The organism is Streptomyces sp. NPDC085944, assembly GCF_040686295.1.
Taxonomy (GTDB): Bacteria; Actinomycetota; Actinomycetes; order Streptomycetales; family Streptomycetaceae; genus Streptomyces; species Streptomyces salinarius.
Genome location: NZ_JBFBJX010000009.1, coordinates 16,107 through 41,669, shown reverse-complemented (window position 1 = coordinate 41,669; position 25,563 = coordinate 16,107). Strand labels below are relative to the sequence as shown.

Sequence of the window (25,563 nt, the reverse complement as noted above, 5' to 3'; positions counted from 1 at the left end):
GCCGGAAGGGGGGAGGTGCTGCAAGAGGATCTGACGAGGCAGATGCCGTCGCTCGGAAACTGACGACGGGGGAGCCGAATCGGCTCCCAGGCGCGTGCCGGGGATGGTGAACATGCCGAACCGGCCCGCAGGACAGGGGTGTCCACGGGGTCTCCATGGTCCGCGAGTCAGAAGCCGCCATGGCACGACGCCATGGCCGGACGTCTTCTGCTTCTCCGGACCTGAGCAGCATGGGCTCAGGTGAAGCGAAGCCACAAGCCGTTAACCCAAATTGGTCAAGTCTGTCTCGAACGATTCGACTTCCTGCCTGAATTGATCGAACGCGCCGATGGGCTCCTGCTCGGAGCGGTCGATGCCCCGTCCCCTTCGACCGTGAACGGGGCTGTCGGCCTCTGCCCCAGGGGTTGGACTGCGCCGCTCTCTCCTGGCCGCTTCGGCTCCCGGTCTTGGCCGTCGCATGTCGTCAGCTCGGGCTCGCGTCCTGTACCTCGACGGTCCTGTGCGTCATGGGAACACGGGGCTCGCCAGCGTGATGGTTCCGAAGGCGCGTCTGATACCACAGATGCGGCGGCCGCGCCAAACCTCCCGTTCTCCGGATCCTCGTGGTGCTTCCAGCAGCTACCCACACGCGTTCCCGCGTAGATGGCTGTGAATACGGGACATCCCCACCATCGGCAGCGTTTACCCGGAGATACGAGATGCGCAACCAGCCGGAACCTGTCATCGAGGCAGCCTTCCTGAACGTCCAGAACGCCGCGATGTACATGGGCATCACGGTGAACACGCTCTACGTCTGGCGCCACCGCCGGCAAGGGCCGCCCAGCTTCCGGATGGGCCCTGGCGGAAGGGTCATGTACCGCCGGGACCTGCTCGATGAGTGGCTCAGCGAACAGCAGCAGGCGGACTCGCGGTCGAACCCGGCCCTGGACCCGCTGAACAGGGCCCCGCGGCAGCGTGAGCGTCGCCGGGCTGTCTGACCTGGGAAATCGGGTCAGAAGAGTTCAGCAGCACTCGGAATTTCATGCACACGGAGATCGTCTGTGTGTCTGATCGCGGCGCAGGTGGCACCGAGAGAACCGCGCCCAGGCCAAGGAGAAGACGCGCATGGCGGGCTACATCGAGGACCGATGGCTCAGGAAGCGGCCGAACAAGGAGACGGGCAAGCGCGAACGTACTGCGCTATGGGGCAAGTGCACGCGTTACCGCGTCAAAGGGATATCGGGGATCCGTGATCGGTCCTTCGATACGGTCGCGGACGCCAAGGCGTGGCTGGCCGAGGCTCAGACCGACGCACGTCGAGGAGACTTCGTCGACGCGCGAGACGGTGCGATCAGCCTTCGCGAGTACGTCGAGAAGCACTGGTGGCCCTCCCAGGTGCACCCCGCTCAGACGCTGGAAAGTATGAGGCACCGGATCTGGGGGCAGGTGCTGCCGCAGCTCGGAGATCTGGAGCTCAGGGACATCGGCGTTGCGGAGCTGCGCAAGTGGTCGGCCGGCGTGCAGAGGGCGGTGGCGTCGAGTACGGCCTACGTCGCGTGGGTGTACCTCAAGGCGATCATGCAGGCCGCGGTTGAGGACAAGCGGTTGTACCGCAACCCGTGCAAGGGCAACAGCTCGATCAAGCCGCCGAAGAAGCCGGAGCGCAAGGCTCGCGCCTGGGAGCAGGATCGTGTCGACGCCGTACGGGAGGCACTGGCCGACCGCTACCGGATCATGCTCGACCTCGGCGTCGGATGCGGACTTCGGCAGGGTGAGGTGTTCGGCTTCAGCCCGGGTGATATCCATGGCGACTTCGTGCATATAGAGCGGCAGATCCTCATGTACAAGTCGCAGCTATACTTCGGCCCGCCGAAAGGTGGCAAGGAACGCGACGTGCCTCTGCCGAAGGTGCTCGCGAAGCGGCTCCTCACCCACCAGGAACGCTTCGAACCGATCGACCTCACCCTCCCGTGGCTGGATCCCGAGGAGCCCGACCTCGCCCGCGAGGACAGGCGCAAGGTGACCGTCCCGCTGCTCGTCTACACCGGGCGGCGCGGCGCGATCAACCGCACCACCTGGAACACCAAGGCGTGGAAGCCCGCGCTCGCCGAAGTGGGAGTCATCCCGCCGCTGCCCGAGCGGCAGCCGGGCGAGAAGCCGTCGCGCGTGTGGGAGCCGAGTCGTGAGCACGGCTTCCACGTCTTGCGTCACACGTACGCCTCGGTGATGCTCGAAGCCGGTGAGTCGATCGTCTCGCTCGCGAATTGGCTGGGGCACTCCGATCCGGCGTTCACGCTCCGGACGTACACCCACTTCATGCCGCAGGCCGGAGCGCGAGGACTGTCCGCCATCGAGGCATGGTTCACGGACTCGGCCGAAAGTCCCTGAGAGGTCCCAGAGGACGAAACCAGCCGCCGGATCCCCGCAAACATGCAGGTCAGAGCGTGATCGCTCCCTGAGTGGAACAGAACCCGGCGTACAGCCCGACTCGTCTGCCGCCCACCGCCGCCCTCCGCGGCTCGCCCGGGTAAGGTCGCCCGGCCTGTGCCGGAGGCCCTTTCCCCGGGCCGACCGTGAGTGATGCCACTCCTGTGGACCGGTCTGGTACTGGGCGCGGCGGTGGTGTCGGCGTAGAGGGGAAAGAACTGGTCGAGGCCCACGAGGCCCACGAGGCGCAGGATGCGCAGGGTGTTGTCGGGGCCGGCGGCGAGGACCAGCGTGGCATGGGCCGCGGTGGCTTGGTCGTGGGCGGCGATCTTGAGTGGGCTCCGCCCTACCAGGCTTGCGGCGACCTCATGCCGCGTCGTCGTCGGAACGACGGCGGAGCCAGACGGGCAGGCCGTACCAGCACAAGGCGAACCACAACATGACTCCACCGACCAGGAGTTCGGCGAGAACGCCCGGTACGACGACGTGGAGGAGGAGTAGAAGGGTGCCGCCGATCGTCAATGCGAGGAGCACCATTCCGCACACCATCAGTCGGCCCGCAACCTTGACGATGTGGGCCTTCATTCGCTGCCCGGACAGAAGCCGGTGGATGGACACCGGCGCGATCAGTGCACCGGTACCCGAGGCGCCGAGTACCACTGTGATCACGTAAACGACGTGGTCGAACGTCTCCAGCCTGTGGAAGTACGGCGTGAAGGCCACGCTGAGCAGGAAACCGAAGAGAATCTGCACGCCCGTCTGCGCGACTCTCGTCTCCTGCAGGATCTCGTTCCACTTGCGATTCAGACGTTCTCGCTCCGGCTCTCGCGGTGACTGGGCTCTGTGCTGTTCGCCTTCCCGGCAAGAGGGGCACTCGTGCTGCGGGGCGTGCGACGCCGACGGGCCGGCCAAGGTCATGGCGTTCCTCCTCCTCAGAGACCCTAAGGTGCCCGTCCTCAGCGATTTCACGTCGTCATGGAGTTCGAAGTGCCTTCGGATCCCCGGTTGAACGCCGGATGAGGCGTGCGCGGAAGGAGCACCGAACACCGCCAGGGCAAGTCCGATGACGACGACCGTCTGGTTCCGTACGCCCATCGGTTTGCCGCCAGTTGTCTCGAACATCTCCCTGGGACTGGCAGCGCCGGCCCGTGCGAAACGGGGCGCGAAGATGGTGCTCTTTTCGGCCATCTTGTCGCCAATACATCTCATCTCGAACACCGCTTTTGCCCGGGCGGCTGCGCTGAAGCGGCCTAGAGCCGGAGGTGGTCCGTCCACAAGTTCAGATATCAGGGGCGGGCCATGTGCGGGCTGCTTCACTCTCCGTGCACGCGCGGTGTCTGCCGTGGTCTGTGCACCCCTTGCGTAGTCGCGGGCGGGTGCAGCAAACGGGCGGTGGGCAGGACGGGTTCTGAGCCCTTGATTGGTCTCGGGCACGCTCGACGCCCACGTACGGTGAGGGCGGTTCGCCGCGCCGCGCGCCTGTCACGGGAAGTGTCGGAGTTGCCGGCGACTGGTCCCAGGGTGTGGCAAGATCGGCCGAAATGTTTCCCCTAGGCAACAGTTGAAAGCTGCATGCTCACCGCCGCCTCCCTAGAGTTCGGCCGGCGGTCCGTGAACGGCCCCCGTCTGGAGGGCGTGTGCTGCGTTACTGGAAACGAAGACGATCGAACACGGAGGGCCAGGACGGAGGTCGGGCGAGGGAGCGAAGTGGAGAGCTGAGGGCCTTCGGGCTCAGCCAACGCGAGATCCAGGCCGTCGCCCGACTGATCGGACACACTCACCACCTCCTGGCGCAGCGCAGCGGCAGCGACGACGACACCCTCCGCAGCGCGAGCGGAGCCGAGTTGTTGTCGCTGCTCTATCCCCGCATCGGTCTCGTGATCGCTCGTGGCGGCAGCGGAGCAGCGATGCAGGTCGCCGAGATTCGGCACGTGGAGGCGGCGATCCTCAATCTCGAGTCGTACGGCGGTCACGAGACGGTCCTGTGCGAGGGGTACACACTCCTCGCGAGGTTGCAGGAACTCGCAGGTGAGGCCTGTGAGGCGCAGTTGGTCGACGGTGTCCTGGCGCTTCCCGGTCAAGCGCCACACATATCGTGCTCGTAACTCGTTGCCGGGGGTGGGTGGAGCGACCGCGCAACTCAGTGTCGGGTATCGACCTGCCGGACAGCCGCGTCCACGGTATCGGCGAGCGGTAGGTGGTCCGCGGTGCCGGTGATCTTGAACAGGCGCGTCACCGCCGGACGGAACGGTCCGGCCACGGCGAACGGCCGGCCTTCGGCGGTGTGTCTCTGCTGTGCCTCCAGGAGTAGGTTGAGAAGGCTCGAGTCGGCGAACTCGGTTCCCGAGAGGTCGACCACTGTCATGGCGGCGTTCGCGCGCAATGCGCGGGCCACGGCCTCATGGAGCTCGTTGACCGCGTCGACGTCGAAGTCTCCGGCGACCGCCACCACGAACGCCCGTTCGCTCTCTCTGGCTGTGACCAGCTGTTCGTCGCTCATGCTCCGCACTCTGCCAGCTCGAACGCCAGGGCTCCAAGAAGGCTTCGCGGCGAAATCGCTCCGGGAGGGTGTGAGGGACCGCCGCGGGTACACGTCCGTCGTCGATGCGGGTTGCTCGGCCGCCCGGTTTGGGTGATAGTTGTCATTCGGCAAGTGACGCGCTCGTCAGATGTGAGGTGAAGGGCCGGTTTCCGGCCCGTCCATGGCTACTCTCCCAGAGGGTGTCGGTATGACCGCCGCCGGTGCGGTGGGTCCCGCGGGCGCACCCTTTCCAGTGGTGGTCATGGACGAAGCGGGCCGCGTCGTCGAGCTCAACGACGCGGCCTCGGCTCTCCTGCCCGCCGCGCGCATCCATGAGCCGCTCTCCTCGCCCGCGTGGCTCGCATCCGCCCATCACGCCGTAGAGCACCGTGAGCCCAGTGGTGAGGTCGGTGATCGCTACTTCTCGGCGCAGAGGACCAGCCTCGCCGACGGCGGAACGGCGTGGTGGCTGGTGGACGAGACAGCCTACCGGTCGGTCGCCGCAGAGCTCGCCACGGAGCGAGAGCGCACCCGCTTCCTGGCGGAGGCTTCCAGCGCCCTGCTCGCTTCGCTCAACCTGGACCGCTGCATGGAGGTGACGGCGACCCTGGCCGCCGCGCACCTCGCCGACGCCGCGCTGGTCATCGCCCCGACCCGGGCACGGAAGCTGCCGGTGGTCGTCTGTGACCATCTGGGACACCTCTCCCGGGCCACCGTGTCCAGCAAGCCGGAGGCCGTGCCGGGACTCGCCGAGGCGCTGCGCGGTTTTCCGCCGGTGCCCTCGCGGTGGATAGATCCCGCCACCGCCCCGGACTGGCTCGTCCCCGAGGGCTTCGGAAGAGTCGGCTCGCTCGCCATCACGCCCCTTCCCGGACACGGAGTGCCGGCCGGTGCGCTGATCCTGCTGCGCCGGGCGCGGCAGACCAGCTTCACCGAATCGGAGGAGGCGTTCGCCGGGCTGTTCGCCGCACGGGCGGGCGCCGCGATGTCGGCCGCGCGACTGTACGCCGAGCAGAACGTCGTTGCGGACACCCTGGTACGTGCCCTTCTCCCGCCCTCACTGCACCAGGTGGAGGGCGTGGAGTTCGCCGGCGGTTACCGGGCCAGCGTGGAGACCGAGCTGATCGGCGGTGACTTCTACGACGTCCACCCGCCGGGCGAGGACTGCCCCGAGACCCTCGCCGTGCTGGGAGACGTGGCGGGCAAGGGGCTGGAGGCCGCCGTCCTCACGGGCAAGATCCGCAACACGCTGCACGCCCTGTTGCCGATGGCCGACGACCACGCCCGGATGCTGCGGCGGCTCAACGACGCGATGCGCGGCAGTGACCGGGTGCGTTTCGCCACACTCGTGCTCGCCTCCGTACGACGTGAGGACCGCGACGTACTGCTGCGACTGACGTCGGCCGGCCATCCGGTGCCGTTGATCGTGCGCCGGGACGGCCGGGTCGAGGAAGCCGACACCGGGGGCACGTTGATCGGAGTGCTGCCCACGATCAGTTCCCGCACCACGCACGTGCGCCTCGCCCCGGGCGAGACATGCCTGCTCTACACCGACGGCGTCACCGAGGCCAGGGGAGGTCCTCTCGGCGACGTCATGTTCGGCGAGCAGCGCCTGAAGCGCGCCCTGGCCCAATGCGCCGGCATCCCCGCCGCGGCCGTCGTCGAACGCGTCCAGATGCTCACCGACGAGTGGATCGGAGAAGGCCGCCACGACGACATCGCCGTCCTGGCCGTCACCGCACCCCGCGGAGCGCATCTCAGCGCCGTGGACGGGACGACGCGAGGCAGGTACACCCCATGACGACCACCTCCGGCTCCGGCCGTGACGGGGAGCCCGTTCGCCACCGTGTGGCAGCCCGGCTCGCCGCTCCCGAGCGCGCGGAGCAGGCCGTGGAATGGACGGACAAACTCTGGACGGCCGTCCGGGCGGCCGACGAGTACTCGGCTCTCGACGTGATCGACAACGCGCTGGGGGCCGGGTTGGCGGCGGAAACCGTGCTGCTGGACGTGATCGGCGCCGTCCAGCACAAGGTGGGTGTCGAGTGGGCCGCCAACCGCATGAGCGTCGCCGACGAGCACGCCGCCACCGCGATCAACGACCGCGTCATCGCGGCCCTGCCCAGGCAGCGCCCGGCCACCTCCCGCGGCAGGCTGACCGTCGCCTGCGTGGACAAGGAATGGCACGCGCTGCCGGCCCGCCTGCTCGCCGAGACGCTGCGCCTGCGCGGCTGGCAGGTGGGCTACCTCGGGGCCCAGGTGCCCACCGCGCACCTCGTCAGCCAGATCCACCGCAGCGGGGCGACCGCCGTGTGCCTGTCCGCCGCCCTCCCCACCCGTCTGCCCCTGGCACACGCCGCGATCACCGCCGTGCAGGCCGTCGGTACGCCGGTCATGGTCGGCGGCCTCGCCTTCGGCACCGACGGCCGTCACGCCCGCAGCCTGGGGGCCGACGCCTGGGCACCCGAGGCCCGTGCCGCCGCCGACCGGCTCGCAGCGGGTCCCTTGCCCCGGCCCCGGCCGCCGCACCAGGCCGTCGACGACCTGCCGCACCTGGCGGACCAGGAGTACACCATGGTCGCCCGCTCCGCGCGCGGCCTCGTATGTGAGACGTTCCAGCGCCTGGAGCGGAGCTTTCCCGCGATGCGCTCCTACGACGAAGAGCAACGCGAACGCACCGCGGAGGACCTCGCCCACATCGTTGACTTCCTGGCCGCCGCCCTCTATATGGACGATGCCGAGATCTTCACCGGTTTCCTCACCTGGACCGCCGAAGTCCTCACCGCCCGCGGTGTCCCGGCCCATTCCTTGCTACCGGGCTTGGATCTGCTGGAGGAACAGCTCCACGACTTCCCTCGCGCCCGTGCCGTCATCGGCACCGGTCGCGCCGCGCTCGCCACCCGATCCTGACCCCCTCGAATCCGGAACCAACCCGTGCCCACGACCCCTGAGACAGAACCCCTCCGGACCCTGCCCTCCACCGATCCGTACACACTGCGCCCGGCCCTCGACGGCGACTTGGACCACGAGGTCGGCGACGAGGTGCTCGACCGGGCGCGGAAGGCGCTGAGAGGCTGTGAGGGCGTGCGGAGCCTGCGACTGAACTGCCGAGGACTGGAAGTGGCCGACTCCACGGGTCTGAGCGTCTTGTCGCAGCTGCGTCGCGACGCCCACGAGGCGGGCGTCCGCTTCCACCTGGACGACACGCGTCCAATCCTCGAGCGTCTGCTTCGCAGCACCGGAACTTACGACTACCTCACGTGTACCTCCGCGGCCTGCCCGCCCTCGGACGCCGAAGCGGCGATCGGGACGGGGGAAGGGGGATCGGGCGGTTAGCCGTGGGAGAAGGCTGTCGGGCTCGGCTGCCCGGCGGCAGCCGGACCGCGCAGCGACAGGGGGACGGCCCTCGTGGGAGGATATGGTTTACGGGCGCCCTGGCCGCGGTCACGGGAAGGCGGCCGGAGCAGAGGGCGGTGCGCACCAGCCGGAACCCCGGAAGCGGGGATGTGCAACCAGTTCAACCCGTGATACGGGGATGATCATCCCAACGGAGTGTTTCACGCCATGAACTCGCCAGCCACCCCGCCCTCGCCCCGGTCCTGGGAAGCGGCCGAAGCGGCATGTGAAGTCATCGAACTCCTCGAGGTCCTGTGGGAGCGCGGTCGCGATGCCACCCAGGTCACTCCGGTGTCCTCCTCGCAGCTGCGGGTGCTCTACAGCCTTGAGCGGCAGGACGGCATCAACCTGCGCGCGCTGGGCGAGATCCTCGGGGCCTCCCCGCCGTCGGTCAGCCGCCTGTGCGACCGGCTGCAGGCGATCGGCTTCGTGGAGCGGACCCCGAGTCCCGTGAGCCGCAGGGAGTTGATGCTCCACCTGACCGCGCGGGGTGAGACCTATCTGCGCGAGCTCAGGGCCCGGCGTGAGGAAGCGCTGCGATCGCTGATCGAGACCATGCCTCGCCCTTCCCGGGCGGCCCTGCTCAAGGGGTTGTCGGCCTTCCGGGACTCGGTGGAGGGCACCGCGCTGGTCCGCCGTACCGACCAGGCCGACAGAACGGCCTGAAGCGCCGGTCGGGCAACCTCCCGTCTCCGTATCGGTTCCGCGACCGGTGGGCCCACGCCTCTGGAGCGAGCGCACGGAGTAGTCGGCCAGGCGAAGGGTGACGTCCTCCGGTGTCGGGTGAGGCTCGAGGCCAGCACATGCGGCAGGGCATGGGGTGCGCCGGCGCGCAGTGCCCGCGTGACCGCGGCGAACCTGTTCACGAGCTCCTGTTCTCCGGCCCGGGCAGGAGTCACCGGATGCCGCTTGCCTGAAGTGTGCGTCGCCTGCCGGAGTCACGGTGGTGACGGGGCTTCGACCTGGGGAGCCTACGTCCTTGTCCGCGGTCCGGCCCGTCCACCCGGCCCCGGCGGCTCAGTGCGCTCCGGGGCCTTCTTCCGCCGCGTTGCCGGCCGTGGGCGTCGCACCCGGCGGCTCACCCGTGGGCGGCCTCGGGCGCCGCTGTGACGGTACGGTGAGTGGCAACGCGTGCCGGGCGAAAGGGATGCGAAAAAACCGCCTACGGAGTGGGTGGGCGAGGCGGCGCAGTCCGGAGTTCCGGGTTCCCGGCTCGTCCCCCGGACGACCGCGCGCGTTGTACGGCTTCGGGCCGCGCGGAGCCGTCAGTGCAGATCGGAGTGCCCGTTGATCACGATGACGTCGTCCGACGGCACCGTCGGGGACGCGCGGCGTGCCGCGACAGCTTTCGCGGCCCGGGAACGGCCGGAGGCCGATCTCGGTGCTCTGGCGCTCGTGGTCTCCGAACTGGTCGCCAACGCCTCCCGGCACGCCGGTGGCGCCTTACCGTGTGCAGGGACGGTCAGGCTGTCGTTGTGGACGTCGATGACCGGAGTCCCGCCGTACCGACCGCCCGCCGGGCGAGGCCGACGGGCTCGGCGGCCACGGGCTGAACATCGTCCGTGAACTCTCCGGTCCGGTGGAGATACTTCCCCGCGCTCACGGCAAGACGGTCCGGGCCCGATGGACCGCCGGTCGGCAGACGCGCGGCACCGCCACGGAGTCGGACTCCGGCAATCTCTCAGGTCTGGTCGGGCACGAACCGTAGTCGCTCGTGCTGCCTGGCGGGCAGTTCGCGACCGGGGTCCTGATCCCCGGATCGGTGGCGGTCGGGTGCGGGGGAGACGAAGTAGTCGCTGTCCTTCGGCCGGTTCGTCAGGCCCCTGGGTCTGGGCGCCGGTTCGAGGTGCGGTATGTACTTCGAACACTGGACGTAGGCTTCGTCCACGGTGAGGTGGACCCACAGGGCGGGCTTCCGGCTCTGGGCAGTGTCGGTGGGCAGGTGCGGGTACCGGCGTCGCTGCTCGGCGTCACCGACCACCTGGGCGGTTCCGTTGACGTGGAGCCCTATGTGGTGATGGGTGAAGTCGATGAAGAGCAGGCCCAGGTGCGGGTTCTCGACAATGTTGCCATTGCCGGCGTGGACTCCGTTGCCCCGGTATTCGGGGTACGTCAAGGTGCGTGCGTCGAGAGTGACGACGAAGCCGGGAGGCCCGGCCCGGAATCCGGTGTCGCAGTTGCCGGCCGCGTCGGCGGTCGACAGGAAGACCATGGTCTGCCGGCTGATGAAGTCGAGCATCTGCGCCGTCAGTTGCGGCCGCACCTGCCGGTCGTAGAAGTCGGCGGCACGGTCGCCGGTCCGCAGATGGCTCTGAAGGAGGCGTTCGCCGGCGGAGCCGGGGCCTGCTGGCAGGTCGTTCATGTGTAGTGGTCCTCTTCCTGCTCCTGATGTGCCGGCTCCAGCGGATCGTCCAGTACCGGGACGCCCGACGAGTCGTGGTGGATGCGGGAGGCGGGCATTCCGCACCGCCGGAGTGCCTGACGCGTGGCAGCGATCATGCCGGGAGGCCCGCTGACGAACGCTTCCGCGTGGTCCCACGAACCGGCCGTGGCGATCACTTCGGGGAGGAAGCCCTGGGCGCCGGGGACGTGTTCGTGGGAGACGGCGGCCCGGGCCGACAGCCAGTGGTGGCGTTGCGCCATGCGAAGCATGTCGTTGAATCCGTAGAGCTCGTCGCCCGTGCGTGCCCCGACGAAAAGAGTCGCACGCCGTTCCGGCTGTTCCCGGTCGGCCGCGAGCTGCTCGATCAGTGCTCTGATCGGAGCGAGACCCGTGCCTCCCGCCACGAACAGCAGATCCCGTGCGGAGGCGTTCGAAAGCAGCATGTCGCCCTCGGGAGGACCGAGGTGCACGACGTCGCCGACCCGAGCCCGGTAGACCAGCGCGTGGCTCACGTGGCCGCCGGGCACATGCCGGATGTGGAAGGTCAGGGTCGAATCGAGCCGCGGGGCGTTGGCGGGGGAGTAGTGCCGCCACACACGGGGCCGCCACGGGGTTTCCATGCTGACGTACTGGCCGGCCTGATAGGGGTAGGCGGGCTCCGTCACCACAGTGATCTCTGCCAGGGCGTTGCCCAGGTGGCGGTGCTCGACGATGCGGGCCGCCCAGACCGCAGGGCGAAGTCGGGCGTCGTCGTCCGCGGCGAGAATCATCACCTCGGACGCGATCCCGTAGGCGCGCTCCCAGGCCCGAGCTGTCTCCGGCGTCCAGGCCGGCCCCGCATAGCGGGCGAGCGTCTCCAGCAGGCACTCGCCCACAGCCGCGTAATGTGCCGTCACGGTCCCGAACTTGCGGTGATCGCGGCCGAGTCTGGAGCAGAAACGGGCCAGGTGCTCGGGGGAGTCGACGAGATCCACGATGCGTAGAAGAGCCCGCAGAAGACGGTCCCGCTGCACGTCCATGTCCTCCGGGAAGAGGCCGCGGACGCCGGGATGGCGCATGAACAGGATGGCGTAGAAATAGACGGCCAGGTCTTCGGCCTGCGGCTCCACCACCGTGAGGCTGCGGCGGACGAGATCGCACTCGTGGGGGCTCAAGGGCTGGGGAAGAGCGGCTGCCGCCGGCGAGCCACCGCGACAACCCCCGACGTGAGAAGGGACGGTGTCCGGTGTCACACGGCGCCCCGCCGGTCGGTCGGCAGCGGTCTGACCGTCGTGTTGCCGCGCTGACACCGCACGTTGCTCTCGTCTCCCATTAGTGCCGGCTGACTGGAGATCTCACTGCTGATCATTTGTTCGACCGCAACGTTTAGTGCATGAGCGGCACGTCTGGCAAACGAGTGACGCGCCTGAGCCAACACTGAGCACGATCATGCCGAACCTCGTCGCGCGGGGCATCCCGCCCCGTTGGCCTGCGGCACGAGTGGACGGATTCCGCTAGCATCGCGGTGCTTCGCTCCGCATCCCAACGAGAGCTGACCGTCACCATGGCTGAGACCGCCTACCTGTTCGTCCTGCCCGACCCGCAAACCGGCCTGGGGGCGCCGGTCGTGGCGGTGGGTGAACTCGAGTGCATGGATACCCCCGCCGTGCTGGCGTGGCTGCACGCCCACGATGTCACGGCGAGCAGTGACCTGCTCAGGGTGCTTCCCCAGGAGGCGGACGGCAGTATCCCCGAAGCTGCGGAACGCCTGCCCATCCCTCTCAGTGCGGAGGAGGCCGACCGGGTGCGCGGGGCTTGTGCGCCCCGCTCGACCGCAGAAGTCGAGGCGGAACTCCGGGCTTTTCGCCATACGAACGACGACCGTGAGCGTATGGTCAGCCAGGCTCTGGCACGAGGTGTCCCCGCCCATCGCATCGCGCAGCTCACGGGCCTGGATCCCGCGGAGGTCGCCCAGATCGCCGGCGCCTGACGGGTGATGTCCCGCCGCTCGGCCGCTCGCGGGCGCTCAGGGGCGCCCGTTCCAGTCGAGGCACACGACCAGCGCGTCGTCGTCCAGCGGGGTCTCTCCCCGGTACGTCGCGAGCTCGCGCAACACGGCTTCGGGCACCTGGGCGGGCGGAAGAAGCCGGGTGGCGTTCAGCGACCGAGCGAGAGCTCGTTCTCCGTACGTCTCGCCGACGGAGGAGGGGGTGTCGTACACACCGTCGCTGCTGATCAGGAGACGGTCACCGGGAAGCACTTGGAAGTGCTCGCACTCGTACGGCGTGTCCTCGAACATGCCGAGCGGCAGCTGGGCTTCGAACGGTACTGCCCTCACGAGCTTGTCCCTCAGCTGCCAGAGCCGGGGCGACCCCGCGTCCACGGCCTGGACGTCGCCGGTCGCGAGATCGAAGCGGAGCAGCAGGACCGAGACGTAGGCCGTACCGCGGTACTGCGCGTATATCGCCTGGTCGGCGAGGCATGCCTGATCGGCCAGGCCGAGTCCGGCGCGTCGGGCGTTGCGCATGGCGTTGACGGCCAGGTTGGTCAGAAGGGCGGCCTGGATGCCTTCGCCCATGCCGTTGGTGACGGTCAGGGTGAGTTCGTCCGCGGAGGCAGACCAGTCGAAGTTGTCCCCGAAGATCGAATACGCGGGTTCGAGGTGGCCTCCGAGGGAGAACTCGGGGCGGGAGCAGGCTCGCCCCGGCAGCAACTGCCACTGCATCTCGGCGGCCAGTGTGAGCCGCGCGGCCCGCCTGGCCAGCACGTACAGATCGGTGTCGCGCTCCGCGACGAGGATCTCGTGACCCAAAACGTCACAGATGTGCTGTATCTCCGGGATCAGGGCCTCGGCGTAGCGGTCCTCCGGCAAGGTGACGGACAGGACTCCCATACGGTCGCCCCGAACGGTCACCGGGAGATGCACGGTCACCGTCTGCTCGTCGGGGTCGGCACGCACGTACGGCTCCTGGGACCCGAACGCCCGCCCCTGCGGGCTGGCGTGGATCATGACGGGTTCCGTGGTGAGGGGCACGGGCTCGACTGCCTGCAGTGACCTCATGCCGTAGTCGACGAGGCGCAGCTCGGCGCGCACGACGCCGTAGTGCTGCACGAGGGCCGCCGTGACGACGTCGAGCAGGGCGTTCGGCGTCGCCCCCCGCAGCGCGTGCTCGACCGCGGTAAGTCTGTCCACGCTGTCCTGCTTTCCCTGCGCACCGGCCCCCCGGACGTCGCAGGCGGTGCCCTCTTCCACTGGCTGGCCCGAACAGCCGACTCCGCTCATTCTACTTCCCGCTGCCCGTCATGTCGTACGGCACGACGGCCCCCTGGCGGCGAGGGGTCTCACCGTGCAGTCGGGCAACGGTCCTCCCGCGACCGTCACGCAGAGCTCGCCTGGGCCCCGGGATCCCGATCGGCGGAAAGGACGACGAAGCGAAGGCGAGCAGCCACGTGAAAGGCACCGGGCGCCGCACGTCGGAGCGCCGGCGGGGCGTTCCCTCAGGCCGCTGAGGAGGAGGTGTCGGGGAGCAGCAACTCCGCGTCCGACGCCGCGCGCACCTCGTCCACCGACACCCCCGGAGCCGCCTCCACCAGGCGCAGCCCCCGCGGGGTGACGTCGAGCACGGCCAGGTCGGTGATGACGCGGTCGACGACCCGGCGGCCCGTGGCGGGCAGGGTCAGCTCTTCCACGATCTTGGGGGAGCCGTCCCTCGCCGTGTGCTCCATGACGACGATCAGGCGGCGGGCGCCGTGGACCAGGTCCATCGCGCCGCCCATGCCCTTGACCGTCTTGCCGGGGACCATCCAGTTCGCCAGGTCGCCGCGGGCCGAGACCTGCATGGCGCCGAGGACCGACACGTCGATGCGGCCGGCGCGGATCATGCCGAAGGAGAACGCCGAGTCGAAGGAGGAAGTACCGGGGACGGTGGTCACCGTCTCCTTGCCGGCGTTGATCAGGTCGGGGTGCTCCTCACCGGCGTACGGGTACGGGCCGACGCCCAGGATGCCGTTCTCCGAGTGCAGCACCACGTGCACCCCGTCGGGCAGGTGGTTGGGGATCAGCGTGGGCAGGCCGATGCCCAGGTTGACGTACTGGCCGTCGCGCAGTTCACGGGCCGCGCGGGCGGCGAGGCGGTCGCGGTCCAGGGGCATGGTCAGTTCTCCTCGGCGACAGTGGTGGTGGCGATGCGCGGGCCGCGGACCGTGCGGCGTTCGACGCGCTTGTCCAGGGACGGGTCGGCGGCGACCACCCGGTCCACGTACACGCCCGGCAGGTGGACGGCGTCCGGGGAGATTTCGCCGGGACCCACGATCTGTTCGGCCTCCACGACCGTGACGCGGCCCGCCGTCGCGCAGAGCGGGTTGAAGTTGCGTGCCGCCGCGTGGAAGACGCAGTTGCCGTGCCGGTCCGCGACCGCCGCCCGCACCAGAGCGAAGTCGGCTGTGATGGCCTCCTCCAGCAGGTAGCGGCGACCGCCGAACTCCCGGACGCTCTTGGGCGGGGAGGCCACCGCGACGCCACCGTCGGGGGAGTAGCGCCAGGGCAGGCCGCCCTCCTCGACCTGCGTGCCCACACCGGCCGGTGTGTAGAACGCCGGGATGCCGGCACCGCCCGCCCGCAGCCGCTCGGCGAGCGTGCCCTGCGGGGTCAGCTCCACCTCCAGCTCACCGGCGAGGTACCGGCGGGCGAACTCCTTGTTCTCCCCCACGTACGAGGACGTCATCCGGGCGATCCGGCCCGCCACCAGGAGCAGGCCGAGGCCCCAGTCGTCGACCCCGCAGTTGTTGGACACGACGCGCAGCCCGCTCGCCCCGCCCCGGGCGAGGGCGCCGATCAGGGTCGACGGGATGCCGCACAGGCCGAAGCCGCCGACCGCGAGTACCGCGTCGTCGGGGATGTCCGACACCGCGTGCGCGGCCGACTCCACCACCTTGTCCATGCCGTTTCTTCTCCGTCCGCGTCGGGGTGCTGCTCGCTTTCCACCCTTGCGGCGACCGTCGTCCCCGGCCATGTGTGTCCATGCCATGGCCGGGCGTTCAGGAGCGGCGACCGGTCACATGCCGCCCGTCGCACGGCGCCCCTATCGTTCCGGCAACCACGCGCCGCTTCACCTTCCAAGGAGCCGGTCATCATGCGTTTCACAGGCACAGGCACAGGCACACCCGTTGTCAGAGGCAGAGCGCTCGGTGGCGCCCTCGCCCTGTGCGTCGCTTCGGCCCTGCTCGTCGGCTGTTCCTCGGCCGGTACCGCCGGCACCGAGGCCGACGGCTCCGGCGGCGACGCACCCGTCAAGGTGGGCCTGGTGTACTCCCGCAGCGGGCTGCTCGCCGCCTACGGCAAGCAGTACGCGGAGGGCTTCAAGGCCGGCCTTGCCTACGCCACCCACGGGACGAACAAGGCCGGCGGCCACCCGATCGAGGTCACCGAGCAGGACGACGCCGGCGACCCGGCGAAGGCCGTCGCCGCCGCGAAGTCCCTCATCGGCAAGGGGTACAAGATCCTCGCCGGTACGACCGACTCCGGCGTGGCCCTCCAGATGGCGCCCCTGGCCGCCCAGAACAAGGTGCTGTACATCAACGGCGACGCCGCCACCGACGCGCTCACCGGCGTCAACGACTACACCTTCCGCTCCGGCCGCCAGTCCTACCAGGACATCCTCGCCGTCAGCGCTCAACTGGGCGCCGCCAACGGCAAGAAGGTCACCGTCCTCGCCCAGAACTCCGCCTTCGGGCAGGCCAACGTCGCCGCCGTGAAGGACGTCCTGGGCGAGAAGGGCGCCACCGTCGACTCCGTGCTGGCCCCGCCCAGCGCCACCGACCTCACCCCCTTCGCCCGCCAGGTCAAGGCCGGTGAGCCGGACCTCGTGTTCGTCGCCTGGGCCGGCGCCACCGCACCCGCCCTGTGGACGGCACTGAACCAGCAGGGCGTACTGGACGCCGGCAAGGTCGTCACCGGGCTGGCCGGCACCGCGTCGTACCCGGTCTTCGGTAGCGGAGCAGCCAAGATCTCCTTCCTCGCCCACTACTTCCCGGGAGCCGGCGGCGGCAACCCGGTGGAGAAGGCGATGCTCGACGGCATCACCGAAGCAGGCGGCACCCCCGACCTGTTCAGCCCCGACGGCTTCACCGCCGCCCAGATGATCGTGCACGCCATCGAGTCCGGCAGCGCCACCGACACCTCCGCCATGGTCGACGCGCTGGAGGGCTGGACCTTCGACGGCCCCAAGGGCGAACAGCAGATCCGCGCCGAGGACCACGCCCTGCTGCAGCCCATGTTCACCGCGCGGCTCAAGGGCGGCGGCGCCGACGCGAAGCCCGAGCTGACCGACACCGTCCCGACGGCGTCGGCCGCCCCGCCGGTGCGGAAGACGGCGGGCTGAGCGGATGGCCACCCCCGACACGACTTCCGAGCGGGCCGCGGACGCCCCCGGCCCCGCCCCGGCGCCCGTGCTCCGTCTCCGCGACGTCGGCTGGACCGTCGGCGGCGCCACCATAGTCGACTCCGTGTCCTTCGACGTCCACGACGGCGAGTTCCTCGCCTTCATCGGCCCCAACGGCGCCGGCAAGACTTCCCTGTTCAACCTGGTCAGCGGCATCAGCCCGGTCTCCCGGGGCACCATCGCGCTCGACGGTGCCGACATCACCCGCGAGGCCGCCTACGCCCGGGCCCGGCGCGGACTCGGACGCACCTTCCAGACCTCCAGCCTCTGGCCGGGCATGACCGTCGCCGACCACGTCGAGCTGGCGGCCCAGGCCGCCGAGGGCGGCTCCTACCGCGTCTGGCGCCGCGCCGACGGCTACCCGCGGCAGGTCGCCGACGTGCTGGCCCGCACCGAACTGGCGCACCGCGCCCACACCCCCGCCGACGTCCTGTCCCACGGCGAGAAGCGCAAGCTGGAGCTGGCCGTGCTGCTCGTCGGCGAGCCCCGGCTGATGCTGCTGGACGAGCCGATGGCGGGCGTGAGCGCCGAGGAGGTGCCCGCGCTGACCGAGCTGATCCGCTCCCTGCACCGCGACGAGGGCCGCACCGTGCTCATGGTCGAGCACCACATGGACGTCCTGCTGGACCTCGCGGACCGGCTCGCCGTCATGCACCACGGCACGCTGCTCGCCCTGGACGCACCGCAGGCCGTGATGGACGACGCCACCGTGCAGCAGGCCTACCTCGGGGAGGGGCTGTGAGCGCAGCCGCACCGTCTCCCCTGCTGACCGTGCGCGACCTCCAGGTCGTCGTCGGCGGCCGGCACATCCTGCACGGCGTCGACCTCGACGTCGCCGCCACCGGCACCACCGCCCTGCTCGGCCGCAACGGCGCCGGGAAGACCACCACCGTGCGAGGCGTCCTCGGCCTCGTCCCGCGGACCGGCAGCGTACGGCTGGACGGCGAGGAGACCACGCACCTGCCCACCCACGCCCTGGTCCGCCGGGGCATCGGCTACGCCCCCGAGGACCGCGGCGTCTTCGCCGCCCTGTCCGTCGCGGAGAACCTGCGGCTGGCCGAGCGGGCCGGGGCGGGCGAACCGGCGTACGACCTGGTGTACGAGCTCTTCCCCGAGTTGCGCACCCGCGCCCGGCAGCCCGCCGGCACCCTCTCCGGCGGCCAGCAGCAGATGGTCGCCATCGCCCGCACGCTGCTGAACGGCAACCGCCTGATCGTCGCCGACGAACCCACCAAGGGCCTCGCCCCCAAGGTCGTCACCGAGGTGGCCCGGGTGCTCGAGCGCGCCGCCGAGGCCGTGCCGGTGCTGCTGGTGGAGCAGAACCTCGCCGTGGTGCGCCGCCTCGCCCGGCACTGCGCCGTGATCGCCGACGGCCGCACCGCCCACCGCGGCCCCGCCGCCGACCTGCTCGACGACGCGGACGCCGCCCGCCGGCTGCTCGGCGTCGGGCACGCGCACCGGTCCGAAACCGTCCCGAGCCAGGAGGCGGAAGCCTGATGTCCACCGTCGTTCTGCTCGTCCTCACCGGACTCGGCCTGGGCGCGCTGTACTTCCTGGTCGCCTCCGGCCTGTCGCTCATCTTCGGGCTGATGGACGTGCTCAACTTCGCGCACGGCGCGCTGATGTCCGTCGGCGCCTACGGCACCTGGTGGGCCGCCTCCGGTCACCTGCCCGGCGCCGGTTCCGGCGGACTCGGCTTCGTCCTCGCCGTCGCCTTCGGCACGGCCGTGGGCACGGTCGCCGCGGTCGTCCTCGAACTCGCCGTCATCCGCCCGCTGTACACCCGTCCCCGGGAACAGATCCTCGCCACCGTGGGCGTCGGCCTGGCCGTGCCCGCGCTGCTCTCCGCGATCTGGGGCGCCGACGCCAGGCCCTTCCCCTCGCCCGACGCCCTGTCCGGCACCTTCGGGCTGCTGGGCGCCCGGGTGCCGCTCAACCGGCTGGTGCTGATCGCCGCCGCCGTGCTGGTGCTCGTCGCGCTCAAGGCCTTCCTCGGCCGTACCCGGCACGGGCTCGTCGTCCGGGCGGGCGTCGAGGACCGGGCCATGGTCACCGCCCTCGGCATCGACGTACGCAAGGCGTTCACCCTGGTCTTCGCCCTCGGCGGGGCGGCGGCCGCCCTCGGCGGCGCGATCGGCGGCCTCTACTTCGGTTCCGTCGATCCGGAACAGGGCACCTCGCTGCTGATCTTCGCCTTCGTGGTCGTCGTGACGGGCGGCATGGGCTCGCTCACCGGTGCCGCACTGGCCTCCGTCGCGGTCGGGCTCGTCCAGCAGTTCGCCAACTACTACACCACCGACGGTCTCGGCGACCTCGCCGTCGTCGTCCTGCTCGCCGCCCTGCTGCTCGTCCGGCCGCGTGGGCTGACCGGGAGGCTCGCATGACCACCGCAACCGAGCCGCGCGGCACGGTCCGCACGGCGGACCCCCACCTCGCCGGCCGCACCGGCCCGGTGCGCCGGGCAGCCCGCTGGTGGCCGGCCCCGATGCTGGCCGTGCTGCTCGTCGCCCCCTACAGCGCGCTGCCGCTGCCGGGACTCCTCGACGGCCCCGTCGGCAGCCCCGGCAACCTCCAACTCCTCGCGCTCTGCCTGGTCTTCGGCGCGCTCGCCACCGGCTACGACCTGCTCCTCGGCCGCACCGGCCTGCTCTCCTTCGGGCACGCGCTCTACTTCGCCGCGGGCACCTACGTCACCAACACCGTGATGCTGGAGGCGGGCCTGCCGTTCGCCGCCTCCGCCGTACTCGGTCTGCTCGCGGGCGTGGCCCTGTCCGCCCTGCTGGGCGCGGTCAGCCTGCGGGTGAGCGGCATCGGGTTCTCCATGGTGACCCTCGCCTTCGCGCAGGCGGGCTCCATCCTCGTCCAGCGCGACCCGGGCGGCGTCACCGGTGGCGAGGAGGGCAGGGCCGCCCCCGCCGACCGGCTGCCCGCCTCACTCGTCGGCATCGACCACACCGCCAACCTGTACTGGGTCGCGCTGGCCTACCTGGTCCTCGTCCTGGCCGTCGTGCACTGGGCGGTGCGCTCGCCCACCGGCCGGGTCTGGGAGGGCATCAAGGAGAACGAGCGCCGGGTGGAGATGCTCGGGCTGCGGCCCTACGGCTTCAAGCTGATCGCCTTCGTCCTCGCGGGCACCCTGGCCGCGCTCGGCGGCATCGTCTACCTGCTGCTCACCGGCGGCGCCACCCCGCAGACCACCACCTCCGACTTCACCCTGTCCCTGCTGGTGATGGTGGTGCTGGGCGGCTCCGGCACCCGCTGGGGCCCGATGCTCGGCGGCGTCCTCTACACCTGGGCCGACCACCGGCTCGGCGACCTCGCCGGTTCCGGCGCCGTCGCCGGCCTGCCCGCCGTGCTGCGCGTGCCGCTGTCCCAGCCGCTGTTCCTGCTCGGGGCGCTGTTCGTCGCGGTGATATACCTGCTCCCCGGCGGCGTGGTGCGGCTGCCCGCGCGCCTGCGCGCCACCCGCACCAAGCGTGCCGCGACCGACCGCGAGGAGGCACCGTGAGCCGGTCCGTGGCGGCGCGCCGACCCGGCGGGCCCGGCCACGCACGGCCCCGGCCTCCCGCCGTACCGGGAGTCGCGGGTGCCGGCGACGCGCCGCCGTGCGCGGAGCGGCGGGCCCCGGCCGTGCGCTGCCCGGCGGCCCGGACCGCCTCCGTTTCGCCCAGCACCTCGCGGGCCGCTCCGCTCCGCCCGCGACCGACCGACCGCAAGGAGGCTCCCGCACCGTGACGGACACCCCGGGACACGAACCGACGGACCCCACGACCGGCCTGGCCGCCGACAGCCCCGGTTTCCCGCCGTACGGGTCGCCCTCGCCGTACGAGGAACTGCGGGTGCCCGTGGCCGGCGGCGAACTGGCCGTGCTGCGCTGGCCGGCCACCCGGCCGGGCGCGCCGGTGGCACTCGCGCTGCACGGCATCACCGCCAACGGCCTGACCTGGGCCCGCGTCGCCCACCACCTCGCCGGCCGTGTCACCCTGCTGGCGCCGGACCTGCGTGGCCGGGGCGCCAGCGGCACCCTCCCCGGCCCGTACGGCATCGCGGCGCACGCCGACGACATGGCCGCCGTGGTGCGGGCGCTGGACGTCGGACCGGTGGTCCTCACCGGCCACTCCATGGGCGCCTTCGTCGCGGCCCTGACCGCCGTACGCCACCCGGACCTGCTCTCGGCCCTGCTGCTGGTGGACGGGGGCGTGAGCTTCCCGGTCCCGGCCGGGCCGAGCCCCGACGCCATCGTCACCGCCGTGATCGGACCCGCCATGCGGCGCCTGTCGATGACGTTCCCCGACCGCGCGGCCTACCGCGAGTTCTGGCAGCGCCATCCCGCCTTCGCCGGTGACTGGTCGCCGTGGGTGGACGCCTACGTCCAGCGCGACCTGGTCGGCGAGGAACCCGAACTGCGTTCCCCGTGCCGTCTCGACGCCGTCCGCGTCGACGGCACCGACCAGCTGGGCGGCGCGGTGGCGGACGCGGTGCACCGGCTGCCCCGCCCGGCCGAACTGCTGTGGGCGGAACGCGGGCTGATGGACGAACCGCAGGGCCTGTACGACCAACAGCGGCTGGCCGCCGCCGGTGTCGACCGCACCCCGCTGCGGCCCCGGCCCGTCCCGGGCACCAACCACTACACGATCGTCGTCGGCGACGAGGGCGCCCGTGTGGTGGCGGGGCGCCTGCTGGTTGCGGCGGGCGTCAGCTGAGGGACAACAGCCGCAGGCGCAGGGCGAGTTGCAGTTCCAGGGCGTTCTCCGGGCTGTTCCAGTCCGGGCCGAGGAGGGCCTGGACGCGGTCCAGGCGCTGCACCACCGTGTTGATGTGCACGTGCAGCTCCTCCTTGGCCCGGGTCAGGCTCCCGCCGCAGCCGAAGTAGGCGCCCAGGGTGCGCACCAGCTGGGTGCCGCGCCGGTCGTCGTACTCCAGCAGCGGCCCGAGGGTGGCCCTGACGAACCCCTCCACGTCGTGGTCCTCGCCCAGCAGCACCCCGAGGAAGCCGAGTTCGCCCGCGCTCCCGCCGGCTCCCCGGCGGCCCAGTACCTTGAGCGCCTGCAGACAGCGCGCGGCCTCGGCGTGGGCGTCGGCGAGGGCGCGCGGTCCGGCGGCGGGCCCGGCACCGGCCACCGTGACCGGGGCGCCCACCAGGTGGGTGAGCTGCTCGGCGGCGGCGCCGGCCGCGTCGCCCGGCGTGGCCCCGCCGTCCGGGAGCAGCATGACCGTACCGGCGTGTTCCGCGCTGACACCGTCGCCGCCGAACAGGTACTGCACGGCGGCGCCCGCCAGCCGGTCGCGCACGTCCGGGTCCGTCGAGGCGACCAGCACCAGGTGCGGACGGTTCAGGTCGATGCCGAGATTGCGGCCACGCGCCACCAGACCGGCGGGGTCGCGGTCGGGCGCCGTGAGCAGGTCGGTGATCAGGTCGCCGCGCACCCGGTTCTCCGCCTCGGCGACCGAGCGGCGCAGCAGCAGGAGCAGCGAGGTGACGACGCTGCTCCGCTCGAACAGGCGCCGATCGGGGCCGTCCAGGTCGGGGCGCCCCGACAGCACCAGGCTGCCCAGCATCTCCTGCCCGGCCAGCACCGCGCACACCCAGCGTCCGTCGTGGACCACGGCATGGGCGGTGGCGCGCGACTCCTCGGCGGCCCGCACCAGGGCCGCGGCGTCGTCGGTGCCGTCGGTGCCCTTCGGGTCGTCCGTACCGCGGGTGCCGTCCGTACCGCTCGTGCCGGCCGGCGTGCTCCCGCCGGCGCCCCCGGTGCCGTGCGCGGTCGGAGTGAGCGGCCATCCTCCCGCGTCGAACACCGTGACGTCGCCCTCCAGGAGGTCCGCGACGGCCGCGGCCACGTCTGCCACGTCACCGCCCCGCAGCACCAGGTCGCTGAGCCGGTCGTGGGACTCCTCGGCCCGCTGCATGGCGGCCGAGCGCTCCCGGATGACGGCGTTGGCCTCGGCCAGTTCGGCCAGCGCGACCCGCGCGTCGGTCATGGCCTTCGCCGTGTCGATCGCGATGGCGGCGTGGTTGGCCAGCGAACACAGCAGGGCCACCTCGTCCGGGGAGAAGGTGCGCGGCGTGCGGTCGGCGGCGAACAGGGCGCCGATCACCTTGCCGCCGCTCCCGGAACCCAGCAGCAGGGGAACGCCGAGGATCGCGACCAGGCCCTCGTCCAGGACACCGGCGTCGATGCTGTGCGTGTGGTGGAAGCGTTCGTCCGTGCGGTAGTCGGGCGTGGCGTAGGGCCGCGCGGTCTGCGCGACCAGGCCGCCGAGGCCCTCGCCGAGCTGCAGCCGCAGGTTCTGGAACAGCTCGGACACGGAGCCGTCGGTGACCCGCATGAAGGTGTCGCCCGCCTCCTCGTCGGGAAGCGTCAGGTACGCCGTGTCGGTGCCGAGCAGCATGCGGGCGCGGCGCACGATGGACCGCAGTACCGCGTCCAGGTCGCGCAGCGCCGCGAGGTCCCCGGCGGTGTCGAACAGGGCGGTGAGTTCCGCCTCCCGGCGCCGGTGCTGCCGCAGCGCACTGCGCACGCGCAACGCGGCCTGGGTGGCCTGCTCGATCTCCGCGAGGTCGTCGCCGTCGACGCCGCCGCGCCGCGCCTCGGTGGCGACGGTGCCGAAGTCCTCGGCGGGGGCATCGGAGGCCAGGAGGTCGAGGAGTCGGCGCAGGTGGGCGGCGACGGACGTGTTCTTGGGCATGGGCGGACCATTGTGAGGAAGGCGGGCGGCTCCCGCAAGGGCGGCGGCGTGAGAGGCAAGAGGCAGGGTGGGGGTCGGGACGTGCGAGGCATGTCAGGAGGGGGCGGGAAGACCGCCCCCTCCTCTCGCTCCCTCCTCCAGCCCCTCCTTCTTGCCCACGGTGGTCAGCGGCGGCTCAGGTGGAGGCGGTTTCCTTCGGGTCGGCGGCCGGACGGGCCGCCGTTGCGGGCCCGGCCGGCCCGACCGCGGCCAGGTCCGTGCCGCGGGTCTCCCGGGCGGCGACGACGGCGATCACGGTGACGACCGCCGACAGTGCGACGTACACGGAGATCGGGACGGAGGAGCCGTAGGAGCCCAGCAGCGCCGTGGCGATCAGCGGTGCGGGGGCGCCGGCCGCGACCGACGAGAGCTGGGCGCCGATGGAGGCGCCGGTGTAGCGCATCCGGGTGGCGAACAGCTCGGAGAAGAACGCGGCCTGCGGGGCGTACATCGCGCTGTGGAAGACCAGCCCGACGGTGACCGCCAGGACGAGCGCCGGGAACGACCGGGTGTCCAGCAGACCGAAGAACGCCCACGACCACGCGCCCACACCGATCGCGCCCACCAGGTAGACCGGCTTGCGGCCGACCCGGTCGGAGAGCGCGCCGAACAGCGGGATCAGGCAGAACTGCACCGCCGAGCCGATCAGCACCGCGTTCAGCGCGGGCTGCTTGTCGATGTCGAGGTGTTCCACGCAGTACGTCAGGACGAAGGCGGTGATCACGTAGTACGAGATGTTCTCCGCCATGCGGGCGCCCATCGCGACCAGGATGTCCCGCCAGTGGTCGCGGACGACCGCGACGAACGGCAACTGCTCGGCCTGCTGCTTCGCCTCCCGCTCCTTCGACCTGGCCAGCGCCTCCTTGAACAGCGGGGACTCGTCGACGGACAGCCGGATCCACATGCCGACCATGACCAGGACGCCGGAGAGCAGGAACGGCACGCGCCAGCCCCAGGAGTTGAACGCGTCGTCGCTGAGCACGGTGGTCATCAGGGAGAGGACACCGACGGCCAGCAGATTGCCCGCCGGCGCGCCGCTCTGCGGCCACGAGGCCCAGAAGCCGCGGCGCCGGGCGTCGCCGTGCTCGGACACCAGGAGCACCGCCCCGCCCCATTCGCCGCCCAGCGCGAAGCCCTGGATCAGGCGCAGCGTGGTGAGCAGCAGGGGAGCGGCGACGCCCAGCGTGTCGTAGCCGGGGACGCAGCCGATCAGAGTGGTCGAGCCGCCCATCATCAGCAGGCTGATCACCAGCAGCTTCTTGCGGCCCAGGCGGTCGCCGAAGTGGCCGAAGACGACGGCGCCGACGGGGCGGGCGGCGAAGCCGATGGCGTAGGTGAGGAAGGAGAGCAGGGTGCCGGTGAGCGGGTCGGACTCCGGGAAGAAGACCCGGCCGAAGACGAGGGCCGCGGCGGAGCCGTAGAGGAAGTAGTCGTACCACTCGATGGTGGTGCCGACGAGACTGGCCGCGACGACCTTGTGGAGGCCGGCCGGTTTCTTGGGGCTGCCTGGTTCGTTCACGGCGGTGTGAGCGCTGGCCATGTGTGTCACCGTCTCGGGGCGATAAGGGTCGGATCCGCCGGGCTCGGGGGACGTCGGGGACGGTCGAGCGGGTCCGGGGGAGTGGGCGGTGGGGGGTGGGTCGAAGGGATTACTGCCGGGGGCGGACAGCGGTGGTTCGGTGGGTTCTCAGCGGTGGTGCCGGCGGGCTCCC

Annotated in this window: 23 protein-coding genes and 1 pseudogene; 15 read left to right on the top strand and 9 right to left on the bottom strand. The window is 71.1% G+C overall.

Annotated elements, in window-relative coordinates; genetic code table 11:
• Window positions 1–698 precede the first annotated feature (698 nt).
• Both AB0P07_RS19225 and AB0P07_RS19220 read left to right on the top strand, forming a co-directional pair.
• Complete coding sequence (locus tag AB0P07_RS19225) at window positions 699–977, top strand: helix-turn-helix domain-containing protein (protein ID WP_365552097.1); 279 nt, start codon at window positions 699–701, stop codon at window positions 975–977.
• A 127-nt stretch (window positions 978–1,104) separates the two neighbouring features.
• Entirely contained in the window at window positions 1,105–2,367 is a 1,263-nt protein-coding gene (locus AB0P07_RS19220; RefSeq protein ID WP_365552095.1) for a site-specific integrase, read from the top strand.
• Between the two features lie 405 nt (window positions 2,368–2,772).
• On the opposite strand, the pseudogene AB0P07_RS19215 reads toward AB0P07_RS19220, so the two are convergent.
• Window positions 2,773–3,243, bottom strand: a pseudogene (locus AB0P07_RS19215) (DUF6328 family protein); the annotation flags it as partial.
• An 800-nt stretch (window positions 3,244–4,043) separates the two neighbouring features.
• Between AB0P07_RS19215 and AB0P07_RS19210 the strand changes: the two are divergent.
• A complete protein-coding gene (locus AB0P07_RS19210; protein WP_365552094.1) occupies window positions 4,044–4,511 on the top strand; it encodes a hypothetical protein in 468 nt (155 codons plus the stop codon).
• 35 nt (window positions 4,512–4,546) lie between these two features.
• On the opposite strand, the gene AB0P07_RS19205 is transcribed toward AB0P07_RS19210, so the two are convergent.
• Complete coding sequence (locus tag AB0P07_RS19205; protein ID WP_365552092.1) at window positions 4,547–4,906, bottom strand: STAS domain-containing protein; 360 nt, start codon at window positions 4,904–4,906, stop codon at window positions 4,547–4,549.
• Window positions 4,907–5,189: 283 nt separating this feature from the next.
• On the opposite strand from AB0P07_RS19205, the gene AB0P07_RS19200 reads away from it, so the two are divergent.
• The 5 genes from AB0P07_RS19200 (at window position 5,190) to AB0P07_RS19180 (ending at window position 9,886) form a co-directional block, all read left to right on the top strand.
• Entirely contained in the window at window positions 5,190–6,728 is a 1,539-nt protein-coding gene (locus tag AB0P07_RS19200) for a PP2C family protein-serine/threonine phosphatase (protein WP_365552090.1), read from the top strand.
• A complete protein-coding gene (locus AB0P07_RS19195) occupies window positions 6,725–7,834 on the top strand; it encodes a cobalamin B12-binding domain-containing protein (protein ID WP_365552089.1) in 1,110 nt (369 codons plus the stop codon). The genes AB0P07_RS19200 and AB0P07_RS19195 overlap by 4 nt, the downstream gene beginning before the upstream one ends.
• Before the next feature lie 24 nt (window positions 7,835–7,858).
• Window positions 7,859–8,260, top strand: a complete 402-nt coding sequence (locus tag AB0P07_RS19190) for an STAS domain-containing protein (RefSeq protein WP_365552087.1) — start codon at window positions 7,859–7,861, stop codon at window positions 8,258–8,260.
• Between the two features lie 228 nt (window positions 8,261–8,488).
• Window positions 8,489–8,986 (top strand): MarR family transcriptional regulator, encoded by a 498-nt coding sequence (locus tag AB0P07_RS19185; protein WP_365552085.1) that lies wholly within the window; start codon window positions 8,489–8,491, stop codon window positions 8,984–8,986.
• Between the two features lie 630 nt (window positions 8,987–9,616).
• A complete protein-coding gene (locus AB0P07_RS19180) occupies window positions 9,617–9,886 on the top strand; it encodes an ATP-binding protein (protein ID WP_365552083.1) in 270 nt (89 codons plus the stop codon).
• Window positions 9,887–10,001: 115 nt separating this feature from the next.
• On the opposite strand, the gene AB0P07_RS19175 is transcribed toward AB0P07_RS19180, so the two are convergent.
• Entirely contained in the window at window positions 10,002–10,682 is a 681-nt protein-coding gene (locus tag AB0P07_RS19175; protein WP_365552081.1) for a pyridoxamine 5'-phosphate oxidase family protein, read from the bottom strand.
• Complete coding sequence (locus tag AB0P07_RS19170) at window positions 10,679–11,857, bottom strand: globin domain-containing protein (RefSeq protein ID WP_365552079.1); 1,179 nt, start codon at window positions 11,855–11,857, stop codon at window positions 10,679–10,681. The genes AB0P07_RS19175 and AB0P07_RS19170 overlap by 4 nt, the downstream gene beginning before the upstream one ends.
• 389 nt (window positions 11,858–12,246) lie before the next feature.
• Here AB0P07_RS19170 and AB0P07_RS19165 point away from each other — a divergent pair, with 389 nt between their 5' ends.
• Complete coding sequence (locus tag AB0P07_RS19165) at window positions 12,247–12,672, top strand: DUF6003 family protein (RefSeq protein WP_365552078.1); 426 nt, start codon at window positions 12,247–12,249, stop codon at window positions 12,670–12,672.
• Between the two features lie 36 nt (window positions 12,673–12,708).
• Here AB0P07_RS19165 and AB0P07_RS19160 read toward each other — a convergent pair whose 3' ends face one another.
• The 3 genes from AB0P07_RS19160 to AB0P07_RS19150 form a co-directional block, all read right to left on the bottom strand.
• A complete protein-coding gene (locus tag AB0P07_RS19160) occupies window positions 12,709–13,875 on the bottom strand; it encodes a PP2C family protein-serine/threonine phosphatase (RefSeq protein WP_365552076.1) in 1,167 nt (388 codons plus the stop codon).
• Window positions 13,876–14,180: 305 nt separating this feature from the next.
• Complete coding sequence (locus AB0P07_RS19155) at window positions 14,181–14,834, bottom strand: 3-oxoacid CoA-transferase subunit B (RefSeq protein ID WP_365552074.1); 654 nt, start codon at window positions 14,832–14,834, stop codon at window positions 14,181–14,183.
• A gap of 2 nt (window positions 14,835–14,836) precedes the next feature.
• Window positions 14,837–15,622: a CoA transferase subunit A gene (locus AB0P07_RS19150; RefSeq protein ID WP_365552072.1), complete on the bottom strand. Its 786-nt coding sequence runs from the start codon at window positions 15,620–15,622 to the stop codon at window positions 14,837–14,839.
• A 192-nt stretch (window positions 15,623–15,814) separates the two neighbouring features.
• Between AB0P07_RS19150 and AB0P07_RS19145 the strand changes: the two genes are divergently transcribed.
• The 6 genes from AB0P07_RS19145 (at window position 15,815) to AB0P07_RS19120 (ending at window position 21,825) form a co-directional block, all read left to right on the top strand.
• Window positions 15,815–17,062, top strand: coding sequence for a substrate-binding domain-containing protein (locus AB0P07_RS19145; protein WP_365552070.1), 1,248 nt, complete (start codon window positions 15,815–15,817; stop codon window positions 17,060–17,062).
• Between the two features lie 4 nt (window positions 17,063–17,066).
• Window positions 17,067–17,864, top strand: coding sequence for an ABC transporter ATP-binding protein (locus AB0P07_RS19140; protein ID WP_365552069.1), 798 nt, complete (start codon window positions 17,067–17,069; stop codon window positions 17,862–17,864).
• The gene (locus AB0P07_RS19135) at window positions 17,861–18,619 is read left to right on the top strand and encodes an ABC transporter ATP-binding protein (RefSeq protein WP_365552067.1); all 759 of its coding nucleotides are present in this window, start codon (window positions 17,861–17,863) and stop codon (window positions 18,617–18,619) included. Before AB0P07_RS19140 ends, AB0P07_RS19135 begins: the two co-directional genes overlap by 4 nt.
• Window positions 18,619–19,506: a branched-chain amino acid ABC transporter permease gene (locus AB0P07_RS19130; RefSeq protein WP_365552065.1), complete on the top strand. Its 888-nt coding sequence runs from the start codon at window positions 18,619–18,621 to the stop codon at window positions 19,504–19,506. The genes AB0P07_RS19135 and AB0P07_RS19130 overlap by 1 nt, the downstream gene beginning before the upstream one ends.
• A complete protein-coding gene (locus tag AB0P07_RS19125; protein ID WP_365552063.1) occupies window positions 19,503–20,630 on the top strand; it encodes a branched-chain amino acid ABC transporter permease in 1,128 nt (375 codons plus the stop codon). The genes AB0P07_RS19130 and AB0P07_RS19125 overlap by 4 nt, the downstream gene beginning before the upstream one ends.
• A gap of 268 nt (window positions 20,631–20,898) precedes the next feature.
• Window positions 20,899–21,825, top strand: coding sequence for an alpha/beta hydrolase (locus tag AB0P07_RS19120; RefSeq protein WP_365552467.1), 927 nt, complete (start codon window positions 20,899–20,901; stop codon window positions 21,823–21,825).
• Here the strand turns inward: AB0P07_RS19120 and AB0P07_RS19115 are convergent.
• Together AB0P07_RS19115 and AB0P07_RS19110 are read right to left on the bottom strand one after the other, a co-directional pair.
• Window positions 21,818–23,812, bottom strand: coding sequence for a GAF domain-containing protein (locus AB0P07_RS19115; RefSeq protein WP_365552061.1), 1,995 nt, complete (start codon window positions 23,810–23,812; stop codon window positions 21,818–21,820). The two genes, AB0P07_RS19120 and AB0P07_RS19115, sit on opposite strands and share 8 nt — an antisense overlap.
• 175 nt (window positions 23,813–23,987) lie before the next feature.
• Window positions 23,988–25,391, bottom strand: a complete 1,404-nt coding sequence (locus AB0P07_RS19110; RefSeq protein ID WP_365552059.1) for an MFS transporter — start codon at window positions 25,389–25,391, stop codon at window positions 23,988–23,990.
• Window positions 25,392–25,563 lie beyond the last annotated feature (172 nt).